The following is a 25,783-nucleotide window of genomic DNA, read 5'->3' as shown; positions in this document are numbered from 1 at the left end:
CATGAGTTACACGGAGAACCCGGAGCAACGCGGCTGGATGATCGCCGAGGTGGCCGCCGTGCCGGGGGTACGCGAAGTGATCGTCTTCAGCGCCGACGGGCTGCTGCTGGCCAGCTCCGAGGGGATGGACCGGGACTCCGCCGACCGGCTGGCGGCCAACTGTTCGGGGCTCCAGTCCCTCGCCCGCAGTCTCGGCAGGGAGTTCGGTGAGGAAGGCGGGGCGGTCCACCAGCAGATGGTGGAGTTCAACGGGGGCTATCTGTTCATGCGCAGCGCCAGGGGCGCCCATCTCGCGGTGGTGACGGGCCCCGTGGTGGACCCGAAGCTGGTCGCCCGGCAGATGCAGGCGCAGGTGCTGCGGATGGGTGCGGGGAACCTGAGCAGCCCGCCCCGGCAGGAATCCGTGCGGTGAGTGGCCCGGACGGCGAGTACGGCGAGTATGCGGCGAACGCCCTCCGCCCGTACGTGATCACCAAGGGCCGGTGCAGGCCCAGCCGTAACACCGTCGGTGTCGAGAGCCTTCTCATCGCCGCCGACTCCCCGCGCGACCTGCCGGTCTCCGCGACCCGGGAGGAGCGTGCCCTGGTGCGGATGTGCGAGCGGCTGCTCTCCCTCGTGGAGGCCGCCGCCCATCTCGAACTGCCGGTGAGCCTGGTGAAGGTGCTCGCGTCCGATCTCATCGACGACGGTCATCTCTGCGCGCGCTCCGGCGTCCCCCAGGCCGTTCTTCCCGATTCCCAACTCCTTCAGGAGGTACTGGATGGTCTCCGTCGGCTCCGCTGACCGCTATTTACCCGACACGATCCAACAGGCCGTCAAGATCCTGGTGGTGGGCGCGTTCGGCGTCGGGAAGACGACACTGGTCGGCTCGGTCAGCGAGATCGAACCGCTGCGCACGGAGGAGGTGATGACCGAGGCGAGCGTCGGTGTGGACGATCTGGCCGGGATGAGCACGAAGACGACCACCACCGTCGCCATGGACTTCGGCCGGATCACCCTCAACTCCCGGCTGGTGCTCTACCTGTTCGGCACCCCGGGGCAGCGCCGGTTCTGGGATCTCTGGGACGGACTCGCGGAGGGCGCGCTGGGCGTCCTCGTCATCGTCGACACCCGGAGGCTGGAGGACAGCTTCGACGTCCTCGAACAACTGGAGCTGCGCGGGCTGCCGTTCGCCGTCGCCGTCAACCAGTTCCCCGACAGCGAGGTGCACGGGACGACGGAATTGCGCGGGGCGCTCGATCTGCTGCCGGACACCCCCGTGGTGGTGTGCGACGCGCGGGAGCGCATGCCGTCGGTGGACGCCCTGATCAGCCTGGTCCAGTACGTGTCGAACGTCTCGCACGTCGGCGCCGAGCCCGCCAAGGAGACCGCCTCATGACCCGTCCCCCCGCCCTCACCCCGCTCTCGCCCCCTCCGGAGTGTCCCGCGCGCCACGCGTCCGTCACACCTGCCGACGGGGAGGCGCCCATGCCGCTCGCCGCGGCCACCGGCGCGCCCGACCCCCGGGAGGTCTACCGCGCACTGCGCGCCCGGTGGGGCAATGTCGCCAAGGTCGAACTGGCGCCGGGCGTGCACGCCTGGCTCGTCCTCGGCTACCGGGAACTGCTGACCATCACCCGGCAGGAGCAGATCTACTCCCGTGACGCCAGGAACTGGCGCGATCTCAACGACGGGGTGGTGTCCCCGAAGTCGAGACTGCTCCCGATGATGGGCTGGCGCGCCAATGTCCTCGGCGCCGACGGCGCGGAACACCGCAGGCTGCGCCAGCCCCTCGACGAGGGGGTGGCCAGGATCGACCAGCGCCGGGCGCGCCGTCAGGTCGAGTCGGTGTGCACGGAGCTGATCGCGGGGTTCTCCCAGCGCGGCCGGGCCGATCTGGTGACCGAGTACGCGACGATCGTGCCGATGCTCTCCATCGCGTCGCTCTTCGGGCTGAACAGCGCCGAGGGGCAGAAGCTGCTGGGCACGCTGGTCGCCGTGTTCGGCAGCGCCGACGACTCCCAGGACGGCAACCGGGACTTCGAGGAGATCCTCGCGGACGCGCTGCGCCAGCGGCACAGCGACCCGGCGGACGATCTGACCACGTCGTTCATCAACCATCCGAACCTTCGCAACGACGAGGAGCGTCTGCAGTCGATGGCAGCGATGATCTCCGCCGGTACGGAGGGGGTCAACGCGTGGACCTCGCTGGCGCTGCGGCTGCTGCTCACCGATCCGCGCTTCGCCGCCCGGATGCACGGGGGCCGGCTCGGCGTGGACGACGCGCTCGACGAGGCGCTGTGGCGCGACCCGCCGATGAACAACCAGCCCGCCCGCTACGCGCTCGCCGACACGGAGCTGGGGGGCCGGCTCATCCGGCGCGGGGACGCGCTGATCCTGGGCATCGCCGCCGCCAACGACGATCCGGTGATCCGTCCCGACGACGCCGCGAGCGAGCCGGGCAACCGCGCCCATCTCGCGTTCTCGGCGGGGCCGCACGTCTGCCCCGCGCAGGTGCCGGCGCGGCTGATCACCCGTACCGCGGTCAACACCGTGCTGCATCTGCTGCCCGACATGAAGCTCGCGATCCCCTCCGAGGAGGTGGCCTGGCACCCCTCCCCGTGGACCCGGGTGCCGAAATCCCTGCCCGTGGAGTTCTCCCCGGCGCGGATCCCGGTCCGCGCCGGCGAGTGACCGGGCGAGCGGGGAGCGACCGGACGTGCGGGCGGGCGAGCGGACGAGCATCGGGCGGGCGGACGTGCGGCGGGTGACCGGGGAGGGCGGCCCCGGGCCCGGCACCCGCCGCCCGGCGGGGGATCCCCGCCGTTCGGCGCTCCCGGTGGCCGTCGCTCCGGCGGCACCATGGTCATCACCGGTCGCAGGGACGTGACCACGGAAAAGGGAGAGCCGATGACCGCCACGGAGCCACAGCCCACCGGGACCGAACGACCGGGACCGCCCCCTCCGTTCGACCCGGAGCTGGCGGCGGCGCTCGACGTCATCGTCGCGGGGATGGGCGGCCCGCTGGATTTCACGGATCTCCCCGCCGTACGGAGCGGGCGGGGGCTCGGGCCGTCCGACGAGGATCTGCGCCGGGACGGCGCCGTCGAGTTGGAGGAGCGTACGGTGCCGGGGCCGCCGGGTGAGCCGGACATCTCCCTGCTCATCTGCCGGCCCGCCGGAACCGGTCCGTCCGCCTCGGCCACGGGGCTGCCCGCGCTGTACCAGATCCACGGCGGCGGCATGATCCTCGGGAACAACAGGACCGGGCTGGAGAACGCCCTCGACTGGGCGCTGGAGCTGAACCTGGTCGTGGTGTCGGTGGAGTACCGGCTGGCCCCCGAGCACCCGCATCCGGCGCCGGTGGAGGACGCGTACGCGGGGCTGGTCTGGACGGCGGAGCACGCCGCCGAACTGGGCATCGACCCCGCCAGGATCATTGTCGCCGGCGGCAGCGCGGGCGGTGGGCTGGCCGCGGCCGTCGCGCTGCTGGCCCGCGACAGGAGCGGTCCCGCGCTGGCCGGGCAGATGCTCATGTGCCCGATGCTCGACGACCGCAACGACACCCCGTCGAGTCTGCAGATGGCGGGCCAGGGCGTGTGGGACCGGGCCGCGAACCACATCGGCTGGACCTCGCTGCTGGGCGAGGCGCGCGGCGGCCCGGACGTCTCCCCGTACGCCGCTCCGGCGCGGGCCACGGATCTGTCGAGGCTGCCGCCCGCGTTCATCGACGTCGGCTCCGCCGAGACCTTCCGGGACGAGGACGTGGCGTACGCGTCCCGGCTGTGGCAGGCGGGCGGCCGGGCGGAGCTGCATGTGTGGCCCGGTGGCTTCCACGGTTTCGAGACGCTGGCGCCGCAGACCGCGCTCGCCCAGGACGCCAGGACCGCCCAGCTCCGCTGGCTCACCCGGCTGCTGGGGAACTGAGCCGCGGGCGCGGCCGGCCGGGACGCCCTTGGCTCCGGGCGCCCCGCGCCGCAGGATGAGGGGGTGAAGGAACTCGCGGGCAGGCTCGCCGCGCTCGACCCCGACGCGGGGGCGGCGCTCCATGTGATCGCGTACTTCGACCGGCTGGTCGAGGGCCGGGCGGGCCTGGAGGCGCTGGTGCGCGGCGCGGCGGTGCTCTCCGGCGGTACGGCCCGGCTGGTGGACGCGGAGCGGTGTGTACGGATCCGGGTCGGCGCCGACGGCGTACGGCTGGGCGGTGGCGCTCCGCCCGATCCCCGCTGGATGTCCGCCCCGCTGGAGCCGGGCGGCGTCCCCGCGGTGTGGCTGGAGCTGGCCGGGCCGCCCGGCGGGGTCCACGCGATGGTGCTGGAGCGGGCCGCGTCAGCGGCGCGGGTGGTCCTCGACCGGACCCGGGGCCGGGCCCCGGTCCAGAAGCCCGGCGAGGACCCGGCGTCCGTGGAGGTGCTGCTGGACGCGTCCGCCCCGGAGCACGCGCGGCGGCAGGCGGCCGGGCGGCTCGGCCTGCGGGACACGGTCCTGGCCCGCGCGGTGGCGCCGGCCGGGGCGCCGCCCGTCATCACGCCGGTGCCCGCGCAGGGGGCGCGCGTGCCCGCCGAGCGGGAGGCTGCCGTGACCGGGGGCCGGCGGGCCGGGATCGGCCCGGCCGTGCCGCTGCTCGGCCTCCCGGCCTCCTGGGCCGCCGCGCGGGTCGCGCTGCGGTTCACGGCGGAGGGTGACGCGCGGGACCCCGGACCGAGGACGGTGTACGCGGACGACCTGGGCACCCTGGTCCTGCTGGCGGACGCGGTCGGTGCCGGTGGCGAACCGGTCCCCGATGTACGGGCGCTGGAGCGGGCGGTCGGCGGGGCGCCCTGGGCGGCGCTCACCCTGCACGCGGTGGCGTTCGCGCCGAGTCTGCGCGCCGCGGCGGCGGAGCTGACCCTGCACCACTCGACGCTCCAGGACCGGCTGGCGCAGGCGGAGCAGTGGCTCGGCTGGCCGGTGCAGGATCCGTACGGGCGGTTGCGGCTCCAACTCGCGCTCATGGCACGGCGGCTGCACCGGTCATCCGGTGTCTGACCGTGCCTGCCGCATGAGCCCACTTCCCTCAGCTTCCCTCCAATTCCCTCTGTTTCTCTCCGCGACGCCTGATTGGCCGGATTCCGCATACCACTCCATGACCAATCTCATTACAGTGGCCCGATGAATGGATTGCCGCCTCTCAGCAGTGGCACCACGGGCCGTATCTCCGCCACCCGGCTGGCGAGCACGCTCGGGCAGTGGCACTTGGGCGGTCCGCGCAGCGGCGGGCACGATCTGGCCGACGCCCTCGCCACCCGGATCCTGGACGGCAGACTGCCTCCGGGGACGCGGCTGCCGTCCGAGCGGGAACTGGCCGTCGCGCTCGGCGTCAGCAGGACCATGATCGGCGCGGCGCTGGAGCGGCTGCGTGACGCGGGTCTGGTCGCGTCCCGGCAGGGCTCCGGGTCCTGGACGGCGGCGCCCTCCGAGGGACGGCACCCGGACGCCGGACCGCACGACGGCGCCGGGCCGATCAATCTCACCCGGGCCTCCCCCGGCGCGGCGGACGGTCTGCTGCCCGCCTTCGAGGCGGCGCAGCGGGCCCTGCGGGAGGCGCTGCGCGACGAGACGTACGACGATCTGGGCATCGCGCCGCTGCGCGAGCGGATCGCGGCCCGTTACACGGCGCGCGGTCTGCCCACCGCACCGTCGGAGATCATGATCACCAATGGGGCGCACCACGGTTTCGCCCTGGCGCTGCGGCTGCTGGCCGGGCCCGGCGACCGGGTCCTGGTCGAGGAGCCCGGCTATCCGCACGCCTTCGACGCGGTGACGGCGGCGCGGTGCCATCTCGTCCCCGTGCCGGTCGATCCGTTCGCCGCGTCCGGCTGGGACGTCGACGGGATCGCGGCGACGCTGCGCCAGTCCTCGCCCCGGCTGGCGTATCTGATGGTCGACTTCCACAACCCCACCGGGCGGCGCATGGGCGCCGGGGACCGCGAGCGGCTGGGCGCCGCGCTGGCCGCCACCCGGACCCATACGGTCGTCGACGAGTCGGCGGTGGATCTCGGCCTCGGCGACGGGGACCCGGACGGGGACGGAGGCGGGCCGGGGAGCGCGCCGCCGCCGCTGGCCGCGTTCGCGCCGCGCTGGACGATCACGGTGGGCTCGCCGGCCAAGACCCACTGGGGCGGCCTGCGCATCGGCTGGATCAGGGCCTCCGAGGAGCTGATCGGCCGGCTCGGCGACATCAGGGCCTCGCTGGATCTGGGCTCGCCGCTCTTCGAACAGCTCTGGCTCTCCGGGCTGCTCAGTGACCCCGAGCCGAGCCTCGGGCCGCGCCGCCGTGAGCTGCGCGCGCAGCGGGACGCGCTGGTCGCCGCGGTGCGCGCCGACTGCCCCGACTGGTCCTTCCGCACGCCGGACGGCGGGGTGAACCTCTGGTGCCGGCTGCCGGAACCGATCGGTTCACGGCTGACCGCCGCCGCACGGCAGTACGGCGTACTGCTCACCCCCGGGGACCGCTTCGGCGTGCAGGACCGGCTGGAGCGGTGGCTCCGGCTGCCCTTCACCCAGCCGCCCGACCGGCTGCGGGACGCGGTGCGCCGGATCGCCGCCGCCCGCGCCGGGCTGACGGCCCCGTGAGGGCACGCCCCGCGCGGTGGCTACCCTGAGCGTGATGTTCACCCCTCAGGGACCCACCCTTCGCGAACTCGCCGTGCAGGCGCTGTCGTCCGTCGAGCACGGCTACGACCTGCTGGCCCCGAAGTTCGACCGGACGCCGTTCCGTACGCCCGGTCCGCTGCTGGACGCGGTGGTCCGTACGACCGCGCCGCTCGGTCCTTTCCGTACCGGACTCGACATCTGCTGCGGGACCGGCGCCGGGGTGGAGGTGCTGCGGCGGCTCTGCGCGGAGCGCGCCACCGGTGTCGACTTCAGCGCGGGGATGCTCGCCGCCGCCCGCGCCAAACTGCGGGACTCCCCCGGCCCCGCGGGGCGGTCCGGCTCGCCGGCGGTGGACTGGGTACGGGCCGACGCGCGCGCCCTTCCGTTCAGGGCCGCCTTCGATCTGGCGGTGAGCTTCGGGGCGTTCGGTCACTTCCTGCCCGGTGAGCGGCCCGGGCTCTTCGCCCAGGCGTACACGGCGCTGCGGCCGGGCGGCAGATTCGTCTTCCCGGTGCCCGCGCCGCCCCGGATCGGCTCGGCGGCGTACTGGGCGATGTGGGGGTTCGACGGGGCGATGCGGCTGCGCAATCTGCTCCGGCATCCGCCGTTCGTCATGTACTACCGCACCTTCCGGCTGCCGGACGTGCTGGACGACCTGGCCGGTGCGGGCTTCGCCACCGGTCTGCTGCCCCTGGCGGACCTCGGCGCACGGCCGGACGGCAGCCCCCGCTGCGTCCTGGTGGTGGCCACCAGAAGCTGAGTGGTGGCCACCAGAAGCTGGTCCGGGGACGCTACGCCCACTCGCGGGAGGCCGAGACCGCGGTGGTGGCCGCCTTCTCCACCAGGGAGATCCCCGCCTTCATGCTGACGCTGCCCCGGGAGAGCACGGCGAGCAGATAGCTGTGCCCGTTCTCCTCGATCCGTCCGATGCTGTTCACGTCCCACAGGCCGGTCGCGCTCCGCGAGAGCCAGCCGTTCTTCAGCCCGGTCACCGTGCCCGCCGCCGAGACGCCCCAGTCCTGGCCGGCCGCTATCCCGCCCATCAGGCCCCGTACGTACGCGCGGGAGGCGGCGGTCAGCGGGGAGCCGTCACCGTTTCCGAAGACCGACGACAGCAGGGCGATCTGGTCGGCCGCGGTCGACTGCGTCAGCCCCCACAGCGCGCCGCTGCCCGCGGTCGTGCCGGTCAGGCCCAGCCGCCGGTTCGCCGCGTCCAGGCCGTCGCCCTTGCCGATCACGCGCCACAGCGCGGTCGCCGACGCGTTGTCGCTCACCTTGATCATCTTGGTCGCGTGGGACTTCTCCGCCGTGGTGAGCGCCCGGTGCTCGTCCTGTGCCCGCAGCAGCAGCGCCGCCAGGATGTCGACCTTCACGATGCTCGCCGTGTCGTAGGTCCCGCCCGCGCCGGGCTTCCCCGTGCCGACGCCGTAGTCCGCCTCGCGGCCGTCCTTGAGGTCGATCACCGCCACCGAGACCGAGGCCTTGGCGGGCTTGGGCAGGGCGGCGAGCCGCCGCGTCAGGACCTGGTCGGGTTCGGACACCCGTGAGGACAGGGCGGCGGAGGCCGACCGCGAGAGTCCGTCCGCCCCCGGCGCCGCGCCGGAGTCGCCGATGGACGGCGACGGGAATCCCGTCGCCGTCCATACGGTCAGGCAGGCGGCAGCGGCGGCAGCCGCGGGGAAGGCGGCCCTGCGCGGCAGGGAGAGGCGGGCGGAGCGGGCGGAACGGTGCTGGGGCATGCGGGAGAGGCTAGGAACACCGACTGAGGCTTGTCTGTGTCGCAGGTTAAACTTCTATGACTTATTTTCTGACACACCATCGAATCGGTGATGTACGTCACCTTGCGCCAGGGAAGTACCGGTCCAGCATGGCGTTGCGGAACACGCCGCGTGGGTCGGCCTTCGCCGCCAGTGACTCGAAGTCGGCGTAGCGCGCGTACAGCTCCCTGACGCGCTCGGGGCCCATCACGAAGAGCTTGCCCCAGTGCGGCCGGGTGCCGAACGGTGCGAGTGCCTCCTCGATCGCCTCCAGCACCGGGGTCACCGCGTCGGTGTCCGGGAACCAGGTGAAGTGGAAGGCCACCGTGTCCCGCCCGTACGCCGGGCTGAGCCAGAGGTCGTCGGCGGCGACGGTGCGTATCTCGCCGATCTGGAGCACGGACGCGATCCGCTCCCCGATGCGGGCCAGCGCCTCGAAGGCCGCGGGGCCGTCCTCCCTGGCCACGAAGTACTCGCTCTGGAGTTCGTCGCCGCTGCTCGGGACGTAGCCGGCGCGGAAGTGGGGCAGCCGTTCGTGCCACGGCCCCGGGACGCCGCCCTGCTCGGTGCAGGTCGACGCGTCCATGCCGGGCACCGGGTGGCGGGGGCCGTCCGCGGGGAGGGCGCCGTGCCAGGCGTCCGGCGCGGCATCGGTGCCGGGGTCGCCGGTCCGCTGCTTCAGCCACACCTGGGCCGCGCCGTCCGGGCGCCAGTCGGTGAAGACGCTCACGCTGTACGCGGCGGACAGGATCTCGTCGAAGTGCTCACGCAGCCGCTCGTAGGGCAGCCCGTCGTACACCCGCTGCCGTATCTCGTAGGCGGGTACGAGGCCGAGCGTCATCCGGGTGACGATCCCGAGGGCGCCCAGGGCGACGACGGCGCCGGGGAAGTCCGCGTCGCCCCGGGCGAGCCGCAGCAGTTCGCCGTCGGCCGTGACGATCTCCAGCGCGCGTACGGCCGACGCCAGGGTGCCGTTGCCGGCCCCGGAGCCGTGGGTACCGGTTGAGCAGGCGCCTGCGACGGAGATGTGCGGGAGCGAGCCGAGGTTGTGCAGGGCCAGGCCGGCCGCGTGGACGGCGCCGGTGAACTCGGCGAACCGCAGTCCCGCGCCGACCGTGACCGTGGCCGCCGCCGTGTCGACCTCCACGGTCCTGGGCAGTCCGGCCACCGAGACCAGGTCGCCGCGCGTGTCGGCGATCGTGTTGAACGAGTGGCCGCTGCCGAGGGCCCGTACGGCGTCGGCGCCCGCGACGATCTCCCGCAGCCGCTCCACCGACGCGGGGGTGTGCAGACGCGCCGCCTGGAAGGTGATGTTGCCCGCCCAGTTCCGCACCTTGGGCGGTACGGAGGAGTCGCGCGGTTCTTCGGTGCGTCCGGGCGTGTGGGGCACGGAGTCTCCTTCGCTGCGTCGGGGCGCGGGGGCCATGCCCGCTCGGGGTTCTTCTTATCAGGACTCCCACCTGCTTGGTTAGGGTCTGTGACGTGCCGGACCGGCAGGTGACGGCGGAGCGGAAGAAGCACGGCGGAGAGCAGGTGGGGCGCGGTGGCGGAGGACCTTCTCGTGGCGCGGCGGTGGGCCGTGGGGGCGCTGCTGGTGATGACGTTCGCGACCGGTCTGGTGGACGCGGTGAGTTTTCTGCGGCTCGGCCATGTCTTCGTCGCCAACATGACCGGCAATGTGGTCTTCCTCGGGTTCTCCGTGGTGCGGAGCGACCGGCTGCCGGTCGTCGCGCCGATCGTGGCGATGACGGCCTTCGTGCTCGGGGCGTTCCTCGGCGGTCAGCTCAGCAGGCTCCTCGGCGGCCGGCCTCGGCTCTGGCTCGGCGGCGCGTTCGCCGGGCAGGCGGCCGGGCTGGCGCTGACGGCGCTGCTGATCGGTACGGGGGTGCTGCGCGCCGAGGGCCGGGCGCTGCTGGCGATCGTCGCGCTGCTCGGTCTCTGCTGCGGGCTGCAGAACGCGACGGTACGGCTGCTGGGGCCCCGGGATCTCACCACGACGGTGCTCACCCAGACCCTCACGGCGCTCACCGCGGAGAGCGTGCTCGGCGCCGGGACCGGTGCTCGGCCGCACCGCAGGGTGGGGTCGGTGCTCGCCATGTTCGCCGGGGCGGCCTGTGGGGCGCTGCTGCTCCAGGTGACTCTGGCGGGGGTCGTGGCGCTGGCCGCCGTGCTGGTCGCGGGCGTGTCCTGGGTGTTCGCGCGGGCGCCGCTGCCGGTGGGCGTGCCGGCCTGAGGGCAGGTGCCCGGGGAGGCGCGCGGCGTACCGCGTGTCCGGCCCGGAATGCCCGGTGCCCGGTGCGCGGTGTGCTCCGTGTCCGGCCCGGGACCTCCGCGGGTCGTGGCCCGGCTGGTCAGCCCGTCGCCGCCAGCAGCTTCCCGACGCGCCGCAGCGCCTCGCGTACGTTCTCCTCGGAGGTCGCCTGCGACGCCTCGGCCGGGGTCATCCAGCGCAGGGGCGCGTCGGGCCTCTCCGGGCGGACCGTGTCCGGTTCCGCCGTGGTCAGGACGTACCGGAGGTCGGCGTGTTCGTGCGCGGGCTCGTCGCCGCCCGCGGGTACGGGCACGATCACCACCTGGATGAGGGAGGCGTCCCGCCAGGGCGTCAGATCGCCGAGTCCGGTCTCCTCGCGGGCCTCGCGCAGGGCGACGTCCAGGGGCTCGGTCTCCCCCGGGTCGCCGTGGCCGCCGACCTGGAGCCAGGTGTCCATCCGGGGGTGCCTGCGCATCAGGACGCGTCCGCCGGCGGGGTGCACGATCAGGGCCGAGGCCGTCACATGCAGCGGGACGGAGCGCAGCCAGGGGTCCTCGGTGTCGCGCGCGAGTTCCCGTACGCGGGCGACATCGGCGGCCTCGACCGCATCATGGGGCCGGTATCCGTCCAGCACCTCGTCGATCCGCCGTCCTGCTGTCCGCATACGCCTGCCCCTGCCCCTGTCCCCGTGCCGGTTCGCCGCGTACCGCGCATGGGGTTCGCGCGGCCGGGTGCTGTGATCGTTTGCTGTGACCGTGGCGAGGTTACGGAATCCGGCGGCCGGTGTCCTCCGTGTTTTCCGTGTCTTCCGCGTCCTCCGGCTCAGCGCTCCCGTACGACATGGAGCGGAAGCCGTCCCTCGACGACGTCGTGCCGGGGCAGGCGCAGCCCGAAGTGGTCCTGGACGGCCCGCATGGTCCGCCGGTGGGAGCGCTCGCGCCGGGCGCCGTCGAGCCCCCGGACCACCGGCAGGACCGCCAGCTCCGTCAGGGCGGGCACCAGCAGGTCGGGGTCGCTGCCCAGGCGGTGGGTCTCGGCCCCGATCCCGAACGAGCAGATGTGCCGTCCGTCCTCGTAGTGCCGGAAGACCGACGGCGGATGCCAGGGCGTCAACAGGAAGCTGACGGCCTCGACGCCTCCGTGCGAGACGGCGGCCAGACCGGCCGGGGTGGGGCCGACGGCGTCGCCGTACTCGACGGCGAAGGACCAGCCCGCCGCCCGGCCGACCCGGGCCACACCGTCGACGCCCGGCGCCGCGAGCGCGTCCAGGGCCTCCGCCACGGAGGCGGGCCCGGCCGGTCCGGTCGGCCGGGCGCCGAGGCGGGCGACCAGTTCGCCGGGGCCGATGTCACGCGCGAAGGTCACACAGTCGACCAGGTACGGCTCCAGGAGCCATCCGATGCCGTCCTCCACCACCGGCTCCACCACCGGCCCCGCCCCCTCCGTCACCGTCCGCGCGAAAGCCTACGCACGCGGGCGCGCCACCGGACCCCCTCGGGCGGGTCTTGGAGCGGCCTCCGCGCGACCTGGCGGGTGATTCCCGGCGGGGCCGATGAGAACAACAGGTGACCGATCACATACGCTGCGCGACATGAGCGGTGCGTGCGGCGGGGCGAGCAGGGGGCCGAGGGCATGCCCGAGGGCCTGGGCCGTGCTGATCGCCGTGCTGGCCGCGCTGGTGCATGTGCTGGGCTGCGCCCACGGTCCGGTCTCCGCCGCACCGTCGGCGGGGGTCCCGGCGGGCCGGGCGGTCCTGGCGTCCCAGCCGTTCGAAGGGCAGCCGTCCGCCGGGCAGCCGTCGGCCGGGCAGCCGTCGGCCGCGCAGCCCGCGCTCCCGGTGGCCGGCTGCGCGGGACGGGCCTCGCACGGGGCGGCGTCCTGCGCCGACGCGGACGAGCCGAGCGTGCTGCCGCAGCGTACGGACGCGTCCGCCGCGCCCCCTGCCGACCGGACCCTGGCCGCGGACTCGGCCGTACGGGACATGGTGGCCCCGCCCGCGTACCCGGTCCACGCCTGTGCCCCCGCCGGCGCGGACCCGGACCACCGTCGGCGCGCGGCGCTCGGGGTGTGGCGGAACTGACGACGGCCACGGGCCGGTGACGGCGGGCCGGGCGCCGACGCGCCCGCGCCCGCGCCGTCCACGGCCCCGACGGCTCACCGACCGTTCCGTGAACCATCACCAGGACCGGGCGCCGCGCGCGTCCGGCCGCAGGAGAGCGCGCACATGAATCCACTCGACGCACCCGTCATCACCGCACACCCCCTCCCCGGCCATCCCCCCTGCCCGTCCGCGCCGCCCGTGCGGAGTCCGGCGGGACTCGTCGGCGACACCCCGATCCTCTGGGTGGGCGCGCCGTTCACGGCCGCAGGACGGGGCTTCTGGGCCAAGCTGGAGGGCCACAACCCCGGCGGGATCAAGGACCGTACGGCGCTGTACATGGTGGCGCGCGCCCGGGAGCGCGGCACACTGCGCCCCGGCGCGCGGATCGTGGAGTCCACCTCGGGCACGCTGGGTCTGGGGCTGGCGCTGGCCGGGGTGGTCTTCGGCCATCCCGTCACCGTGGTCACCGACCCGGGCATGGAGCCGCTGATGACCGGTCTGCTGACCGCGTACGGCGCCGACATCGAGCTGGTACGGACACCGCACCCGGTGGGCGGCTGGCAGGAGGCCCGCCGGCTGCGGGTGGCCGAACTTCTCGCCGCGCACCGCGACGCCTGGTGTCCGGACCAGTACCACAACCCGGACAACGTGGCCGCGTACCGGCCGCTCGCCCAGGAGCTGACGGCCCAGCTCGGACACATCGACACGCTCGTCGTCAGTGTGGGCACGGGCGGGCACTCCGCCGGGATCGCGTCCGTGCTGCGCGACCGCCTCCCCGCCCTGCGGGTGGTGGGCGTCGACTCCACCGGGTCGACCATCTTCGGCCAGCCGGCGGCGCCCCGGCTGATGCGGGGACTCGGCAGCAGCATCCATCCGCGCAACGTGGCGTACGGCCTCTTCGACGAGGTGCACTGGGTGGCCGCCCCCGAGGCGGTCGGGGCGGCGCGGCTGCTGGCGCGGGCCCGCTATGCCACCGGCGGGTGGAGCGTGGGGGCGGTGGCCCTGGTCGCGCGCTGGCTGGCGCGGGTGGGGCCGGTGGAGGAGCGGATCGTGGCGGTGTTCCCCGACGGTCCGCAGCGCTACGTCGGGACGGTGTTCGACGACGCGTACTGCCGTGAGCACGGGCTGCTGGGGGCGCGCCCCGCCGAGGAGCCGCAGGAGATCGCGCATCCGGGCGCGCGGACGGTCACCCGGTGGACGCGGTGCACGACGGTGGTGGATCCGCTGGCGGAGCCCGCCCGTACCCGGAACACGGGCACGGACGGCCTGACCGGTACGACGGAGGACGCCCGATGAGGGAGCGCAGTACACCGAAGACACCGAAGACGCGGGAGACGCGGGAGACGCCGAAAACACGGTCGGGTGGCGCCCGTACGACGACGGCGGGGCGGAACCCGGTCGCGGGATTGTGGGCGGGCACGCTCTCCTTCTCCCCCGCGGCGCGGCTGCTGATGGCCAACCAGTTCGCCATCAACCTGGCCTTCTACATGCTCATGCCCTATCTCGCCGCGCATCTCGCCGGTGGGCTCGGGCTGGCCGCGTGGGCGGTCGGTCTGGTGCTCGGCGTGCGCAACCTCTCCCAGCAGGGCATGTTCCTCGTCGGCGGCACGCTCGCCGACCGGTTCGGCTACAAGGCGCCGATCATGGCCGGCTGTCTGCTGCGTACGGCGGGCTTCGCGCTGCTGGGCTGGGCGGACCATCTGCCGGCGCTGATCGTGGCGTCGGCGGCGACCGGGTTCGCGGGGGCGCTCTTCAACCCGGCGGTGCGCGCCTATCTCGCGGCGGAGGCGGGTGACCGGCGGGTCGCCGCCTTCGCGACCTTCAACGTCTACTACCAGGCGGGCATGGTGCTGGGCCCACCGGTCGGTCTGCTGCTGCTCGCCGCGGACTTCCGGCTGGTGTGCGCGGTCGCCGCGGTGATCTTCGCCGTGCTGACAGCGCTCCAGTGGCGCGCGCTGCCGGCCCGGGGCGGCGGGAGGGACGCGGACGGGCGCACGGGGTTGACGGCACCGTGGCGCGAGGTGCTGGCCAACCGGCCGTTCCTGCTGTTCTCGGTCGCCATGATCGGCTCCTACGTGCTGACGTTCCAGGTCTATCTGGCGCTGCCGCTGGCGGCGTCCGACGCGCTCGGCCCCGCCGCGGGGAAGGCCACCGGCGCGCTGTTCGTGATCTCGGCCGTGGTGACGGTGGCGGGGCAGCTCCGGCTCACCGAGTGGGCCACGCGGCGCTGGAGCCCGCACGGGGCGCTGGTGCGGGGGCTGACTGTCATGGGACTGGCGTTCCTGCCGCTGACGCTGGTCCCCGCCGGGGACGGGCGCCCGGCGCGGTGGGGGCTGGTCGCCGCGCTGGTGGCGGCGGTCGTCGCGCTGGCCGTCGGGAGCGCGGTGGTCTACCCGTTCGAGATGGACACGGTGGTCGCGCTCTCCGGCGACCGGCTGGTCGCCACGCACTACGGCCTCTACCACACCGTCTCCGGCCTGGGCATCACCCTGGGCAACCTCGCCACCGGCGCGCTGTGGGATCTCGCGGAGCGCCAGGGTGCCCGCTGGCTGCCCTGGTCCGTGCTGACCGTCACGGGGCTGGGCTGCGCCACGGCGGTGGGCGCGCTGGTGCGGGGCGGCCGGCTGGAGCGGCCGGCCCGGGGGCCGGTCCCCGTCTGACCGGTCCGTCGCCGTCCCCGCCCGACGGTCCGTGAAGCCCGGGGCATAGCATCGCTGCCGCAATGGACATCTCTTGGTGGGGACTGGCCGCGCTGGCCGCGGCGGCGACACTCGTCGGCTTCTCGAAGACAGCGGTGAGCGGCGCGAACACGGTCAGTCTGGCCGTGTTCGCCGCCGTGCTGCCCGCGCGCGAATCGACAGGTGTGCTGCTGCCCATTCTGATCGCCGGCGATGTGATCGCGGTGCTCACCTACCGGCGGCACGCCCACTGGCCGACGCTGTGGCGGCTGTTCCCCGCGGTCGCCACGGGGGTCGTCCTGGGCACGCTCTTCCTGGTCTGGGCCGACGACGCCGCCGTCCGCACCTCGATCGGCGCGATCCTGCTGCTGATGGCCGGGGTCACGGTGTGGCGGCGGCGCGCCACACGGAAGAAGGCGGAGTCGGAGGCCGAGGCGGCGAAGGCCGAGGCGGCAGGCGCCGACGGTACGGACGGCGAAGGTACGGACGGCGGCGGCGCGGGGGGTGATGCGTCCGGGGCTCCCACCGGACGCATCAAGGCGCGTTCGTACGGTGTGCTCGGCGGCTTCACCACGATGGTCGCCAACGCGGGCGGCCCCGTCATGTCGCTCTATCTGCTCTCGGCGGGCTTCCAGAAGCTCGGCTTCCTCGGCACCTCCGCCTGGTTCTTCCTGATCGTCAACGTGTCCAAGCTGCCCTTCAGTGTGGGGCTCGGGCTGGTCGACGGGCCGTCGCTGCTGCTGGACGCCGCGCTCGTACTGTTCGTCATACCGGGCGCCCTCATAGGCAAGGCCTGTGTGGACCGGATCGACCAACGGCTCTTCGAGCGGCTGGTGATCGGGGCGACGATTCTCGGGGGCCTTCAGCTTCTGCTGCGCTGAGCCCAACCGATATACGTGGTTTACGGTGCTTTCATGGACGTGGATCACGACCCCGACCCCGACCCCGATCCCGACCCCGATCCCCATCCCGACCACGCGCCCCGGCGCGGGAGGACGGCGGCGGAGCGCTGGAGCGCCTTCACCGCGTCCCCCTTCCTCCCCGCCGTCGTGCTGATGTTCATCCTCGCGGCGGCGGCCGGCCTCTTCGCGGGCTCGTACACGTACAACATGGCGAACCCGACACCGCGCCGTATCCCCGCCGCCGTGGTGGGTCCCACCGACACGGCGCACGCCCGCGCCTTCGTGGACGGCATGGAGAAGGCGCTCAACGCGTCGCTCGAACTCCACCCCTATCCCACGGACGCCGCCGCCCGCCACGGGGTGGAGCAGCAGGAGGTGTTCGCGGTCCTGACGTTCCGGGGCACCGGCGTCGACTTCGCCGTGGCCGGCGCCGCCGGGGCGTCCGTGGCGCAGGTGCTCGCCGAGACGGCGCCCGCGGTGGGCCGCGCCGTCCGTGTGCCCGTACGGATCAGTGACGTCAAGCCGCTCCAGAAGGGGGATCCGCGCGGGCTCGCGCTCTTCTACATCTCGCTCGCCGCCGTGATCATCGGTTTTGTCGGCGCCATCCAACTGAGCGTCCACGCACGGGGGCTCAACCCGGGCGAACGCATCGCCTTCACCGTGATGTACGCGCTGCTCGGCGCCTTCGCCATCGCCTCGGTGGTGGACTGGTGGCTGGGCGCGCTCCATCTGCCGTTCGTCGAGTCGTGGCTGATCCTGGCGTTCACCATGTTCACGTCCGGGATGGTGTTCACCATGTTCAACACCCTGATGGGGCGGTGGGCGATGCTGCCGACCTGGGGGCTGATGGTGCTGCTGGGCAACCCGTCCTCCGGCGGGGCGGTGTCCTGGCCGCTGCTGCCGTCGGCGCTGGGGCAGATCGGGCGCTGGCTGCCGCCGGGCGCCTCCGTCAACGCCCAGCACACGGCGGTGTACTTCGGGGACGCGCAGCACGTCTTCCCGTTCGCCGTGCTGGCCGGCTGGGCGCTCGTCTCGACCGGTGTGTTCTGGTTCTGGCGCCACCGCCATCCGGGCGGCAGGACCGCGGAGGCTCTGTGACGGACATCGGTGACCGGCACAACCACCGTGGCCGTTCAGGTGTCTACAGATCCACAGACCCACAGACCGACCGAAACGGGGAAACACACCATGCGTATCCGTCCTGCCCTCGTCGCCCCGGCGGCCACCGCTCTCGTCCTGCTCCCGGTCGCCACCGGCGCCTCGGCCGCCGTCGCCGCGCCCGCCGCGTCCCCGGCGGCCGTCGCCGTCTGCCGCGAGGGCGCCGTCGCGGTGACCGCGGCCAAGGGCGCCACCCCGCACGTGGTCCGGATCAGCGTCACCAACAAGGGCGGCGCCGCCTGCACCGTCGACCGGATCCCCACCGTCACCTTGGGGGACCTGGACGGCGCCGCGCAGCCCGTGCCGCCGGCGTCGAGCGCCCCGTACCGACTGGCCGCCGGTGGCTCCGCGTTCGCCGCGGTGCGGACGCTCGACCCGGCCGCCGAGGAGTCGCGCACCGTCACGTTCCTCACCGTCGCGGGCGATCCCTCGCACCACGGCACGCGCTTCGACGCGGCCTCCGTGGGCACCTCCGGCACCGTCCGGGTCTGGGAGCCGGTCACCACGCTGTGGCAGTCAACCGCGGCGAAGGCCGACACGGCCCTCGCCGCCGCCACCCGTTGACATCACATGACTGACGTCACACGCCTGACGTCACCGGCCTGACCTCGTACGCCTGCTCCCGGTTGGGGCCGCGCGCGGCGTTCAAGTTGCGCGCGGCCTGGCAGAGTAGAGACACCGAACAGCGGCAATACGTATGAGCAAGACGTGTCTGACGAGGGCGGAGTGAGCGGTGTGGAGCGGGACAAAATGGACTCACAGACGGTGGCCGGCGCTCCATGCTGGGTGAGTCTGCTCGCGCGGGAACTGCCCGCCGCTCAGACGTTCTACGGTGACGTGCTGGGCTGGACGTACCGGCCCGCGGGGCTGGGCGAGGACTTCACCGTCGCGCTCTCGGACGGGATGGCCGTCGCGGGTATCGGCGCGCTCGCCTCGTCGCTCCAGGTCGCCGTGTCATGGACGCCGTACTTCGCGGTGAGCGACGTGGACGAGGCGGCGGCCAGGATCAGGGAGCGCGGCGCCACAGTCGCGGTGGGGCCGCTGGCCTTCCACTCCGGCCGCGCGGCGCTCGCGACGGATCCCGACGGCGCGGCCTTCGGGATCTGGGAGGGCGCGGTGCGCTCCGACTGGACGGTGGGCCGGGGCAGTGCGCCCGCCTGGCTGGAGCTGCGGACGCGCGACACCCTGGACGCCGCCCGTTTCTACGGTCAGGTCCTCGGCTGGGCGCCGGAGAAGGAGGACGGCTTCACACTCGTCCACGAGGAGGACCACGCGGTGCTGCGCCAGGACGGGCAGATCGTCGCCAAGATCCGCGGTGGCGCCGTACAGGCCACACCGGATCCGCTGATGCGGCCGCGCTGGCATGTCTACTTCCGGGTTCCCGAGGTGTCCGGGTCCGTCGCGGCGGCCCTGAACGGCGGGGGCGCGCTGGTCGCGCCCGGGAACGTGGCGCCGGACCTGCGGGAGACCTCACTACGGGAGACCTCACTGCGGGAGGCGACACTGCGCGATCCGGACGGCGCGCTCTTCACCGTCACCTCGGGCTGACCGGAGAGGGCACGTCCGCCGACTCTCACCCTGGACCTGAGGGTGAGAGTCGGCGGACGTTCCTGTCAGGCCGGGCGCTCCGGACCCACTCCCTCGACCTCGAAGACAACCTCGTCCTCGTAACACCACCACCAGCCCTCGCCGGGTTCGTACGAACGGATGAGCGGATGTCCCGACGCGGTGTAGTGGGCGGTGGCGTGCTTGTTCTTGGAGGAGTCGCAGCAGCCGATGTGACCGCAGGTCTGGCACTCCCGCAGATGCACCCACACGTCCCCGAGGGCGACACACTCCGGGCAGCTGTCCTCGCTGTCCGGGGTCACCTCCTCGACGTCCGCGAGATGGCCGCAGATCAGGCTGCCGGAACCCGCTTCACTGTTCGCCATCACGCCGCCTGTCCGACCGCACAGGTCTCCTGGAGATCCCTTACTTTTTTCACCGTACGGCCGGTCCCCCGCCCCCGCCAGCAGAGCGGGTCCCGTCAGGGCTTGTAGACCTTGCCGGGCTCGGCGACACCGGGGGCCAGCAGCTCGGGGACCGTGACGAAGGTGTAGCCGCGCTCCTTCAGCGTCTCGATGATGCCGGGAACGGCGGGCACGGTGCCCCGGTAGATGTCGTGCAGCAGGATGATGCCGTCCTTGTCCGCCTGGTCGAGGATGCGCTTCTCGATGAGCGCGGAGTCGTTCGTGGAGTAGTCCTTGGCGGTGGCGCTCCACATGATCTGCGCGAGTCCGAGCTCGCGGCTCACCTCGGAGACCCGGTCGTCGGTCCGCCCCTGCGGCGGGCGCATCAGTGTGGGGCGGTGGCCGGTGATCTTCTCGACGGCTTCCTGGGTACGGGTGAGTTCCTCGCGTACACCGTCGGCGTCCAGCTCCGTGAGGATCTTGTGCGACCAGGTGTGGTTGGCGACCTCGTGGCCCTCGTCCGCGATCCTGCGCACGAGATCGGGGTGTTCGACGACATGGTCCCTGCCGAGCAGGAAGAACGTCGCGTGGACCTTCTCCTTCTTGAGGGTGTCCAGCAGTTGGGGTGTGTACGCCGAGGGGCCCGCGTCGAAGGTCAGGGCTATGCAGCGGGCCTTCGCACAGTCGACGGCGCCCGGCGTCAGGGCCGCCCCCTCCTTCGCGTCCTTCCTGGCGTCCTCGGCGGAGTAGCGGTCGTACGACGTGCAGCCGCCCAGCATCAGCGTCAGTGACGTGGCCGTCACGACGGCGGCACAGGCACGCTTCCCGAACACCGATGTGTACCAAGACATGACAAATCCTCTTTCTCGGGGCGGGCCGACCCCATGACCGGGCGTGCGCGGGCAGCACCGGGCCCGCTCACGGCACGGCGGAGAGCCGGCGCACCCGAGGGGCACCGGTGGTGGCGAATGAACCGCCTCGCACTATACATACGGCGTATACACGCGGTGCATAGTGGCGTACGGGGCCGGCGTGAGGCCTGGCGCGGAGCCTGGCGCGAGGCCCGGAGGCCCCTTCACCTCCGGGGAAGAGGCCCGGGGGAACATTCCGTGCGGGCCCGCCGTTGAAGGGTGTGAGGGTGTGGGTGGAACTGAGTCCCCGGGCCCACCTGAGAACAGCCTGTGGGGAAGATCGTTCGGCTGAAGCCCCATGGAGCCCACCGCCGCGAGGCGACCGCCATCCGCACCCTTCCTCGAACGACCCCGACCGGCGTCCCCCCGTCCGGTCGGGGTCTCGTCATGCCCGCCCGCGTCCGCCGGGGCGGCGCGCCTCCCGCACGGACCCGTCCGGCTGAGAACATCGGGCGGACGGTCCCCCGGGAGCCGGGGCGGACCACGGACGCGACGCGAGGAACGGCGGGGCAGCGGCGATGACGGTCGACGGCGGAGCGGAACGGCCGGGCGGGTTCGAGGTGGCCACGGGCGACGGCCCACCGGTCACCACGGCACCCCAGGAGCGGGCGGCCGAGGTGCGGACCGCGTTCGAGGGGCTGCTCCAGATCAGGCGCCTGACCCACACCGGGCCCGGCGACCCCGCGGCCACCCCCGCGCCCTGGGAACGGAGCCGCCCGGTCCGGGCGGTCGCGCTCGCGCTGGAGGCGGCCCCCTTCACCGCGTCGGCCGTGGACGCCTCCGGCGAGCGGACCGCCACGGGGTACCGCGTGACGCCCGGCGAGCGGGAGGGCACCGTACGGGTGGAGTGGCTCGGTCCGCACGGCGGCGGGGCCGCGCGACAGGAGGAACGCGCCCTGACGGAGTGCGCCGCCGCGCTGACGCCGCTGGGCTGGGAGGCCCTGCTCTACCGGGGCCCGCGGCGCCGCCGCTTCCTGGAGGTGGAGCCGGCCTCCTGACCCGAGCGCCCCTCAACCCGAACCGGCCCCCCGCTCCCACGGAACCGGTCCCGGCCCTCATGGAACCGGGCGGTCCGTACGGTTCCGGGCGGACGCGAGAGGGCCCGGCGGCCCGCCTCTTCAGGCGGGCCGCCGGGCCCTCTTGGCTGTGGAGCTCAGGAGCGGTTGACGGTCCACTTCTGGTTCGGGGTGCCCGCGCACGTCCAGATCTGGAGCCGGGTGCCGTCGGCCGAGCTGTTGCCGGTGGCGTCCATGCATTTGTCGGCCTGGACGTTCACGATGTCCTGCGCGCCGGAGATCCCCCAGCGCTGGTTCCCACCGCCGTTGCAGTCCCAGAGCTGCAACTGCGCGCCGTCGGCGGTGCTGTTGTCCTTCACCGTCAGACACTTGCCGAGGGCCCGGATCGTACCGTCCGAGCCGACGGTCCACCGCTGAGCGGCGGCGCCGTTGCAGTTGTGGAGCTGGATGGGCGTGCCGTTCGCCGTGCTCGCCCCGGCCACGTCGACGCACATGCCGCCCAGCCCGGTGATGGTGCCCGTCGAACCGCCGGGTCCGCTGTCGCCCGTGGTCACGCGCACGTAGTCGACGACGAGCTGGCCCGGGAAGGGGGTGCTGCCATTGGGGTCGCCCGGCCAGTAGCCGCCGACCGCGAGGTTCAGGATGAGGAAGAACGGCTTGTTGAAGGCCCAGGCGCGACCGCCGAGGTCGGCGGGGGTCCTGCGCTGATAGACGTTGCCGTCGACGCTCCAGGTGATGGAGTCGGGGGCCCAGTCCACGGCGAAGGTGTGGAAGGCGTCGGCGAACGCCTGGCCGCCCGGGAGGGTGTAGCCGGCCCCGATGCCGCCCGAGCCGGAGTAGCCGGGGCCGTGCAGCGTGCCGTGGACGGTGCCGGGTTCGGAGCCGATATTCTCCATGACGTCGATCTCGCCGCTGTTGGGCCAGCCGACGCTGCCGATGTCGTTGCCGAGCATCCAGAAGGCGGGCCACATGCCCTGGCCGCGCGGGACCTTCATGCGCGCCTCGACATGCCCGTAGGTCGAGGTGAACTTCCCCGAGGTGTTGAGCCGGGCCGAGGTGTACTCGCACCGGCCGTACCAGCACTGGTAGTTGCCGGGGTTCTCCCTGCGCGCGGTGATGACCAGATTGCCCTGGCCGTCGAGGGCGGCGTTGTTGTTGCCCGCCGTGTAGTACTGCCGTTCGTGGTTGTTGACGTTGTCGCCGGTCTCGATCTGCCACTTACCGCCGTCGACCGCCGATCCCGCGGGACCGTTGAAGTCGTCGTTGAAGGTCACGGCCGCCGCGGCGGCGGGGGCCGCGCCGGCGTCGGGCGCGGCGGCGGAGGCGGGCACCGCCGTCAGCACACCGGTACAGCAGAGAAGAGCGAGCGCGCACTGCGCCGCTCGGCGTGCCAGGGAGATTCGCACAGGGCATCACATCACTTCATGTGGGGGCATGAGCATGACAAATCACCACCGAATGGCGCACGCGCGGGCGTACGGGAAGGGCCACCCCGGGGGTTCTGTCCGTCACTGATTTAAAGCAGGGAGCGGGCAGGCGTCAAGGAGTTGGTATGGACCAAAGCGCGCAGACCTGCGGCGCCCGCCCGGCAAATCCCGCCGAACCAGCAGCAACGGGGCCGCGCGATCGCCAACTCCCCCACCGTCGGCACCCATTGATCCATCCGGCAACTTGACCTGCACATGACTGACACGGTGCGTTCACACGCCCGCACAGGAGCTGTGGAAAACTCCCGCTGAACCGTTTCCTCATGCCCAACGCGGCACCCGCCCCCACCCTGTCGGCCGCGTGCCGCGACGGCCCCCCGGAGAGGACAGCTCCCCCATGTCCCGTCGCCATCTCCCCACCCGGCGCGCGCTGTTGGCGCTCGGCGCCGCCACCGCGGTACTCGCCACCACGGCCGCCGCCGCACCGGCGGCCACCCCGTCCCGGTCCGGCGCCGCCACGACGGCCGCGACCGCGACGGTGCCGTCCACCGCGGCCACGGCAGCACTGGACGACACGTACTACCAGAGCGCGATCGGCAAGACCGGCACCGCGCTCAAGTCCGCCCTGCACACGATCGTCAAGGACCAGTCGAAGATCTCGTACGCGGCGGTCTGGGAGGCGCTCAAGAACACCGACCAGGACCCCGCGAACCCCTCGAACGTGATCGAGCTGTACACGGGCAAGTCGATCTCGAAGTCGAGCAACGGCGGCAACACGGGCAACTGGAACCGGGAGCACGTCTGGGCCAAGTCCCACGGCGGCTTCGGCGAGGCGACCGGTCCCGGCACGGACATCCACCACCTGCGCCCGGAGGATGTCACGGTCAACTCCATCCGCGGGAACAAGGACTTCGACAACGGCGGCAGCTCCGTCTCCGGCGCGCCGGGCAACTACACCGACTCGGACTCCTTCGAGCCGCGCGACGCGGTCAAGGGCGATGTCGCCCGGATGCTCCTCTACATGGCCGTCCGGTACGAGGGCGACGACTCCTGGCCCGACCTCGAACCCAACGAGAAGGTCAACAACGGCTCCAGCCCCGCGATGGGGAAGCTGTCGGTGCTGAAGCAGTGGAGCGACGAGGACCCGCCGGACACCTTCGAGAAGCGCCGCAACGACGTCATATACAACCAGTACCAGCACAACCGGAACCCGTTCATCGACCACCCGGAGTGGGTCGAGTCGATCTGGTGACCGCCGCACGGCCGGCATGAGCCCACCGCTGGACGGACCACTGCCGCACGGACCACTGCCGCACGGCCCGCTGCTGGACGGCCCGCTGCTGGACATGTGTCTATAATTCCTGGACACATGTCCAACAGTCGTCGCCACCACGGGAGTTCCCGATCATGCAGACAGCCGCGCACGTCCTGGTCGGCCTGGTGGCCGCGCTCCACGCGTACATCCTGGTGCTGGAGATGTTCCTCTGGGAGCGGGCGCCGGGGCGCGGACTCTCCGGTTTCGACGCCGAGATGGCACGCGCGACGGCGCCCCTCGCCGCCAACCAGGGCCTGTACAACGGCTTTCTCGCCGCCGGCCTGGTCTGGGGCCTGATCGCCGCCGACCCCACCGGGTACCGGGCGCAGATCTTCTTCCTGAGCTGTGTGGTCGTCGCCGGGGTGTACGGCGGGATCACCGCGAACCGGCGCATCCTGCTCGCCCAGGCGCTGCCGGGCGCGATAGCGCTGGCCGTCGTCCTGGCGGCGGGATGACCGGGGATCCGGCGGGCGATCCCCGTACGGCCAGGACCCGGGCCAGGCTGCGGCAGGCGCTGCTCGACGCGTGCGCGGAGGGCCCGCTCGAAGAGCTCGGCGTCGCGGCCCTGGCGCGCCGGGCCGGGATGGGCCGGGCCACGTTCTATCTGCACTACCCCGATCTCCAGGCGCTGGCGGTCGACGCGTGCGCGGAGGTGGTACGGGACGCGGTGGACGCCCTGCACGCCTGGCGGGGCACGCCCGATCCGCGGGTGCCACCGCCCGCGCTGACCACGTTCTTCACCGGCCTCGTGCCGCACGCCGCGCTCTACCGGACGCTGCTGCGGCCGGGGGGCGGTGGCCCGCTGGGCGAGCTGCTCCACCGTGAACTGCGCGAGCGCAGCCGTACCGAACGCGCCCTGGCCGGGGCGCCCGAGCCCGATCTGATCGCCTCGGCGGTGGCCGCCTCCTTCGCCGGGGTGCTGGCCGACTGGCTGCACGGGCTGATCGAGGAGACCCCGGAGACCATCGCCACCCGGATCTGGCGCGTCCTGGTGGGCCTGCACCGGATACCCGTCGTCTGAACCGCCGGGCGCCCGGCGCCCCCGGCGCCCGGTATCCGGCGTCCGCGTTACTGTCGGGGTCCAGGATCGGAGTTCCCATGCCGCGCACCCTCACCGTTTCCGGCTCCGTCGTCGTCGCCGCCCCTCCCGCGGCGGTCTACGCCCAGGTCAGCAGACCGGCGCTGATGGGCCGGTGGAGTCCGGAGAACCTCGGGGCCACCGTGCGCGGCGGCGACGGGGAGACCAGGGTCGGAACGGTCTTCGACGGCCACAACAGGCGCGGTCCCGCCCGCTGGACCACGCGGTGCACGGTGACCGCCGCCGACCCCGGCGAGCGGTTCGCCTTCCGCGTCCACGCCATCGGCGTACGGACGCCGCGGCTGCGGGGCCCCATCGCCACCTGGGAGTACCGCTTCGAGGCCGTACCGGAGGGCACCCGGGTCACCGAGACCTGGACGGACGACCGGCGCTCCTGGCCCGACCTCGTGGCGAACACCTTCGACCGGATCGCCACCCGGGGCCACACCTTCGCCGCGTTCCAGCGGCGCAACATCGCCACCACGCTGCGCAACCTGAAGCGGGCCGTCGAGGAACCGCCGGCGGCGCGTTGACGGACCCGGGCCGCCGCCGCGCATGCCGCGACGGGTATCGACCAGCCTGCGGCATATGCCAGAAGCACCACCGGATCGAGTGTTGCCAAATG

The 25,783-nt window shown here is 73.1% G+C and carries 28 protein-coding genes; 21 read left to right on the top strand and 7 right to left on the bottom strand.

The features are described from left to right. Position 1 precedes the first annotated feature (1 nt). The 8 genes from ACIBJC_RS07645 to ACIBJC_RS07610 all read left to right on the top strand — a co-directional run bounded on the left by ACIBJC_RS07645 (position 2) and on the right by ACIBJC_RS07610 (position 7,375). Positions 2 to 412: a roadblock/LC7 domain-containing protein gene (locus ACIBJC_RS07645; protein WP_329825302.1), complete on the top strand. Its 411-nt coding sequence runs from the start codon at positions 2 to 4 to the stop codon at positions 410 to 412. Then, positions 409 to 783 carry a DUF742 domain-containing protein gene (locus ACIBJC_RS07640; RefSeq protein ID WP_329825301.1) on the top strand — a complete coding sequence of 125 codons (375 nt, stop codon included), beginning with the start codon at positions 409 to 411 and terminating at the stop codon, positions 781 to 783. Before ACIBJC_RS07645 ends, ACIBJC_RS07640 begins: the two co-directional genes overlap by 4 nt. After that, positions 761 to 1,378, top strand: a complete 618-nt coding sequence (locus ACIBJC_RS07635; RefSeq protein WP_399289253.1) for a GTP-binding protein — start codon at positions 761 to 763, stop codon at positions 1,376 to 1,378. Before ACIBJC_RS07640 ends, ACIBJC_RS07635 begins: the two co-directional genes overlap by 23 nt. Beyond that, complete coding sequence (locus ACIBJC_RS07630) at positions 1,375 to 2,673, top strand: cytochrome P450 (RefSeq protein ID WP_399289251.1); 1,299 nt, start codon at positions 1,375 to 1,377, stop codon at positions 2,671 to 2,673. Before ACIBJC_RS07635 ends, ACIBJC_RS07630 begins: the two co-directional genes overlap by 4 nt. A gap of 216 nt (positions 2,674 to 2,889) precedes the next feature. Next, a complete protein-coding gene (locus ACIBJC_RS07625; RefSeq protein WP_399289249.1) occupies positions 2,890 to 3,906 on the top strand; it encodes an alpha/beta hydrolase in 1,017 nt (338 codons plus the stop codon). A gap of 63 nt (positions 3,907 to 3,969) precedes the next feature. After that, entirely contained in the window at positions 3,970 to 5,007 is a 1,038-nt protein-coding gene (locus tag ACIBJC_RS07620; protein WP_399289247.1) for a helix-turn-helix domain-containing protein, read from the top strand. Between the two features lie 123 nt (positions 5,008 to 5,130). Next, the gene (locus ACIBJC_RS07615) at positions 5,131 to 6,594 is read left to right on the top strand and encodes a PLP-dependent aminotransferase family protein (RefSeq protein WP_399289245.1); all 1,464 of its coding nucleotides are present in this window, start codon (positions 5,131 to 5,133) and stop codon (positions 6,592 to 6,594) included. A gap of 34 nt (positions 6,595 to 6,628) precedes the next feature. Beyond that, positions 6,629 to 7,375 (top strand): class I SAM-dependent methyltransferase, encoded by a 747-nt coding sequence (locus ACIBJC_RS07610; RefSeq protein ID WP_399289243.1) that lies wholly within the window; start codon positions 6,629 to 6,631, stop codon positions 7,373 to 7,375. 31 nt (positions 7,376 to 7,406) lie between these two features. Here the strand turns inward: ACIBJC_RS07610 and ACIBJC_RS07605 are convergent, their stop codons facing one another. Together ACIBJC_RS07605 and ACIBJC_RS07600 are read right to left on the bottom strand one after the other, a co-directional pair. After that, the gene (locus ACIBJC_RS07605) at positions 7,407 to 8,354 is read right to left on the bottom strand and encodes a serine hydrolase (RefSeq protein WP_399289241.1); all 948 of its coding nucleotides are present in this window, start codon (positions 8,352 to 8,354) and stop codon (positions 7,407 to 7,409) included. A 97-nt stretch (positions 8,355 to 8,451) separates the two neighbouring features. Continuing rightward, positions 8,452 to 9,762 (bottom strand): D-arabinono-1,4-lactone oxidase, encoded by a 1,311-nt coding sequence (locus ACIBJC_RS07600; RefSeq protein ID WP_399289239.1) that lies wholly within the window; start codon positions 9,760 to 9,762, stop codon positions 8,452 to 8,454. Between the two features lie 153 nt (positions 9,763 to 9,915). Between ACIBJC_RS07600 and ACIBJC_RS07595 the strand changes: the two genes are divergently transcribed. Further along, positions 9,916 to 10,605 carry a YoaK family protein gene (locus ACIBJC_RS07595; protein ID WP_399289237.1) on the top strand — a complete coding sequence of 230 codons (690 nt, stop codon included), beginning with the start codon at positions 9,916 to 9,918 and terminating at the stop codon, positions 10,603 to 10,605. 118 nt (positions 10,606 to 10,723) lie between these two features. Here the strand turns inward: ACIBJC_RS07595 and ACIBJC_RS07590 are convergent, their stop codons facing one another. After that, on the bottom strand, positions 10,724 to 11,287 hold the full coding sequence (locus ACIBJC_RS07590; protein ID WP_399289235.1) for an NUDIX hydrolase: 564 nt from the start codon (positions 11,285 to 11,287) through the stop codon (positions 10,724 to 10,726). Between the two features lie 158 nt (positions 11,288 to 11,445). Then, positions 11,446 to 12,051 (bottom strand): DUF6461 domain-containing protein, encoded by a 606-nt coding sequence (locus ACIBJC_RS07585; RefSeq protein WP_399289233.1) that lies wholly within the window; start codon positions 12,049 to 12,051, stop codon positions 11,446 to 11,448. 163 nt (positions 12,052 to 12,214) lie between these two features. On the opposite strand from ACIBJC_RS07585, the gene ACIBJC_RS07580 reads away from it, so the two are divergent. The 7 genes from ACIBJC_RS07580 (at position 12,215) to ACIBJC_RS07550 (ending at position 19,010) form a co-directional block, all read left to right on the top strand. Then, entirely contained in the window at positions 12,215 to 12,703 is a 489-nt protein-coding gene (locus tag ACIBJC_RS07580; protein WP_399289231.1) for a hypothetical protein, read from the top strand. A 144-nt stretch (positions 12,704 to 12,847) separates the two neighbouring features. Further along, positions 12,848 to 14,020 carry a PLP-dependent cysteine synthase family protein gene (locus ACIBJC_RS07575; protein WP_399289229.1) on the top strand — a complete coding sequence of 391 codons (1,173 nt, stop codon included), beginning with the start codon at positions 12,848 to 12,850 and terminating at the stop codon, positions 14,018 to 14,020. Between the two features lie 155 nt (positions 14,021 to 14,175). Further along, positions 14,176 to 15,384 (top strand): MFS transporter, encoded by a 1,209-nt coding sequence (locus tag ACIBJC_RS07570; protein WP_399289827.1) that lies wholly within the window; start codon positions 14,176 to 14,178, stop codon positions 15,382 to 15,384. Positions 15,385 to 15,446: 62 nt separating this feature from the next. Then, entirely contained in the window at positions 15,447 to 16,283 is an 837-nt protein-coding gene (locus ACIBJC_RS07565) for a sulfite exporter TauE/SafE family protein (RefSeq protein WP_399289227.1), read from the top strand. Positions 16,284 to 16,316: 33 nt separating this feature from the next. Further along, positions 16,317 to 17,402, top strand: a complete 1,086-nt coding sequence (locus ACIBJC_RS07560) for an ABC transporter permease (RefSeq protein ID WP_399289225.1) — start codon at positions 16,317 to 16,319, stop codon at positions 17,400 to 17,402. A 90-nt stretch (positions 17,403 to 17,492) separates the two neighbouring features. Next, a complete protein-coding gene (locus ACIBJC_RS07555) occupies positions 17,493 to 18,026 on the top strand; it encodes a DUF4232 domain-containing protein (protein WP_399289223.1) in 534 nt (177 codons plus the stop codon). Positions 18,027 to 18,212: 186 nt separating this feature from the next. Next, positions 18,213 to 19,010: a VOC family protein gene (locus ACIBJC_RS07550; protein ID WP_399289221.1), complete on the top strand. Its 798-nt coding sequence runs from the start codon at positions 18,213 to 18,215 to the stop codon at positions 19,008 to 19,010. A gap of 65 nt (positions 19,011 to 19,075) precedes the next feature. On the opposite strand, the gene ACIBJC_RS07545 is transcribed toward ACIBJC_RS07550, so the two are convergent. Together ACIBJC_RS07545 and ACIBJC_RS07540 are read right to left on the bottom strand one after the other, a co-directional pair. Then, positions 19,076 to 19,393: a UBP-type zinc finger domain-containing protein gene (locus ACIBJC_RS07545; RefSeq protein WP_399289219.1), complete on the bottom strand. Its 318-nt coding sequence runs from the start codon at positions 19,391 to 19,393 to the stop codon at positions 19,076 to 19,078. Positions 19,394 to 19,488: 95 nt separating this feature from the next. Further along, entirely contained in the window at positions 19,489 to 20,262 is a 774-nt protein-coding gene (locus tag ACIBJC_RS07540) for a polysaccharide deacetylase family protein (protein ID WP_399289217.1), read from the bottom strand. Between the two features lie 578 nt (positions 20,263 to 20,840). On the opposite strand from ACIBJC_RS07540, the gene ACIBJC_RS07535 reads away from it, so the two are divergent. Then, entirely contained in the window at positions 20,841 to 21,320 is a 480-nt protein-coding gene (locus tag ACIBJC_RS07535) for a hypothetical protein (protein ID WP_399289215.1), read from the top strand. Between the two features lie 155 nt (positions 21,321 to 21,475). Here the strand turns inward: ACIBJC_RS07535 and ACIBJC_RS07530 are convergent, their stop codons facing one another. Further along, a complete protein-coding gene (locus tag ACIBJC_RS07530; RefSeq protein WP_399289213.1) occupies positions 21,476 to 22,681 on the bottom strand; it encodes a family 16 glycosylhydrolase in 1,206 nt (401 codons plus the stop codon). A gap of 481 nt (positions 22,682 to 23,162) precedes the next feature. On the opposite strand from ACIBJC_RS07530, the gene ACIBJC_RS07525 reads away from it, so the two are divergent. The 4 genes from ACIBJC_RS07525 (at position 23,163) to ACIBJC_RS07510 (ending at position 25,691) form a co-directional block, all read left to right on the top strand. After that, on the top strand, positions 23,163 to 24,017 hold the full coding sequence (locus ACIBJC_RS07525; RefSeq protein ID WP_399289211.1) for an endonuclease I family protein: 855 nt from the start codon (positions 23,163 to 23,165) through the stop codon (positions 24,015 to 24,017). A 155-nt stretch (positions 24,018 to 24,172) separates the two neighbouring features. Further along, complete coding sequence (locus ACIBJC_RS07520) at positions 24,173 to 24,535, top strand: DUF1304 domain-containing protein (protein WP_329825280.1); 363 nt, start codon at positions 24,173 to 24,175, stop codon at positions 24,533 to 24,535. Then, positions 24,532 to 25,101 carry a TetR/AcrR family transcriptional regulator gene (locus ACIBJC_RS07515; protein WP_399289209.1) on the top strand — a complete coding sequence of 190 codons (570 nt, stop codon included), beginning with the start codon at positions 24,532 to 24,534 and terminating at the stop codon, positions 25,099 to 25,101. The genes ACIBJC_RS07520 and ACIBJC_RS07515 overlap by 4 nt, the downstream gene beginning before the upstream one ends. Before the next feature lie 77 nt (positions 25,102 to 25,178). After that, entirely contained in the window at positions 25,179 to 25,691 is a 513-nt protein-coding gene (locus tag ACIBJC_RS07510; RefSeq protein ID WP_399289207.1) for an SRPBCC family protein, read from the top strand. Positions 25,692 to 25,783 lie beyond the last annotated feature (92 nt).

The sequence above is a fragment of the Streptomyces sp. NPDC050509 genome, from assembly GCF_044457965.1.
GTDB lineage: Bacteria > Actinomycetota > Actinomycetes > Streptomycetales > Streptomycetaceae > Streptomyces.
This window is presented reverse-complemented; position numbering and strand designations above follow the sequence as displayed.

What these genes read in the sequence shown, in the direction of transcription:
- ACIBJC_RS07540 (WP_399289217.1), bottom strand. Translation starts at nt 20,262, where the DNA reads ATGTCTTGGTACACATCGGTGTTCGGGAAGCGTGCCTGTGCCGCCGTC.
- ACIBJC_RS07545 (WP_399289219.1), bottom strand. Translation starts at nt 19,393, where the DNA reads ATGGCGAACAGTGAAGCGGGTTCCGGCAGCCTGATCTGCGGCCATCTC.
- ACIBJC_RS07510 (WP_399289207.1), top strand. Translation starts at nt 25,179, where the DNA reads ATGCCGCGCACCCTCACCGTTTCCGGCTCCGTCGTCGTCGCCGCCCCT.
- ACIBJC_RS07575 (WP_399289229.1), top strand. Translation starts at nt 12,848, where the DNA reads ATGAATCCACTCGACGCACCCGTCATCACCGCACACCCCCTCCCCGGC.
- ACIBJC_RS07590 (WP_399289235.1), bottom strand. Translation starts at nt 11,287, where the DNA reads ATGCGGACAGCAGGACGGCGGATCGACGAGGTGCTGGACGGATACCGG.
- ACIBJC_RS07580 (WP_399289231.1), top strand. Translation starts at nt 12,215, where the DNA reads ATGAGCGGTGCGTGCGGCGGGGCGAGCAGGGGGCCGAGGGCATGCCCG.
- ACIBJC_RS07555 (WP_399289223.1), top strand. Translation starts at nt 17,493, where the DNA reads ATGCGTATCCGTCCTGCCCTCGTCGCCCCGGCGGCCACCGCTCTCGTC.
- ACIBJC_RS07550 (WP_399289221.1), top strand. Translation starts at nt 18,213, where the DNA reads ATGGACTCACAGACGGTGGCCGGCGCTCCATGCTGGGTGAGTCTGCTC.
- ACIBJC_RS07570 (WP_399289827.1), top strand. Translation starts at nt 14,176, where the DNA reads ATGGCCAACCAGTTCGCCATCAACCTGGCCTTCTACATGCTCATGCCC.
- ACIBJC_RS07615 (WP_399289245.1), top strand. Translation starts at nt 5,131, where the DNA reads ATGAATGGATTGCCGCCTCTCAGCAGTGGCACCACGGGCCGTATCTCC.
- ACIBJC_RS07635 (WP_399289253.1), top strand. Translation starts at nt 761, where the DNA reads ATGGTCTCCGTCGGCTCCGCTGACCGCTATTTACCCGACACGATCCAA.
- ACIBJC_RS07565 (WP_399289227.1), top strand. Translation starts at nt 15,447, where the DNA reads ATGGACATCTCTTGGTGGGGACTGGCCGCGCTGGCCGCGGCGGCGACA.
- ACIBJC_RS07625 (WP_399289249.1), top strand. Translation starts at nt 2,890, where the DNA reads ATGACCGCCACGGAGCCACAGCCCACCGGGACCGAACGACCGGGACCG.
- ACIBJC_RS07645 (WP_329825302.1), top strand. Translation starts at nt 2, where the DNA reads ATGAGTTACACGGAGAACCCGGAGCAACGCGGCTGGATGATCGCCGAG.
- ACIBJC_RS07515 (WP_399289209.1), top strand. Translation starts at nt 24,532, where the DNA reads ATGACCGGGGATCCGGCGGGCGATCCCCGTACGGCCAGGACCCGGGCC.
- ACIBJC_RS07520 (WP_329825280.1), top strand. Translation starts at nt 24,173, where the DNA reads ATGCAGACAGCCGCGCACGTCCTGGTCGGCCTGGTGGCCGCGCTCCAC.
- ACIBJC_RS07630 (WP_399289251.1), top strand. Translation starts at nt 1,375, where the DNA reads ATGACCCGTCCCCCCGCCCTCACCCCGCTCTCGCCCCCTCCGGAGTGT.
- ACIBJC_RS07560 (WP_399289225.1), top strand. Translation starts at nt 16,317, where the DNA reads ATGGACGTGGATCACGACCCCGACCCCGACCCCGATCCCGACCCCGAT.
- ACIBJC_RS07535 (WP_399289215.1), top strand. Translation starts at nt 20,841, where the DNA reads ATGACGGTCGACGGCGGAGCGGAACGGCCGGGCGGGTTCGAGGTGGCC.
- ACIBJC_RS07605 (WP_399289241.1), bottom strand. Translation starts at nt 8,354, where the DNA reads ATGCCCCAGCACCGTTCCGCCCGCTCCGCCCGCCTCTCCCTGCCGCGC.
- ACIBJC_RS07525 (WP_399289211.1), top strand. Translation starts at nt 23,163, where the DNA reads ATGTCCCGTCGCCATCTCCCCACCCGGCGCGCGCTGTTGGCGCTCGGC.
- ACIBJC_RS07610 (WP_399289243.1), top strand. Translation starts at nt 6,629, where the DNA reads ATGTTCACCCCTCAGGGACCCACCCTTCGCGAACTCGCCGTGCAGGCG.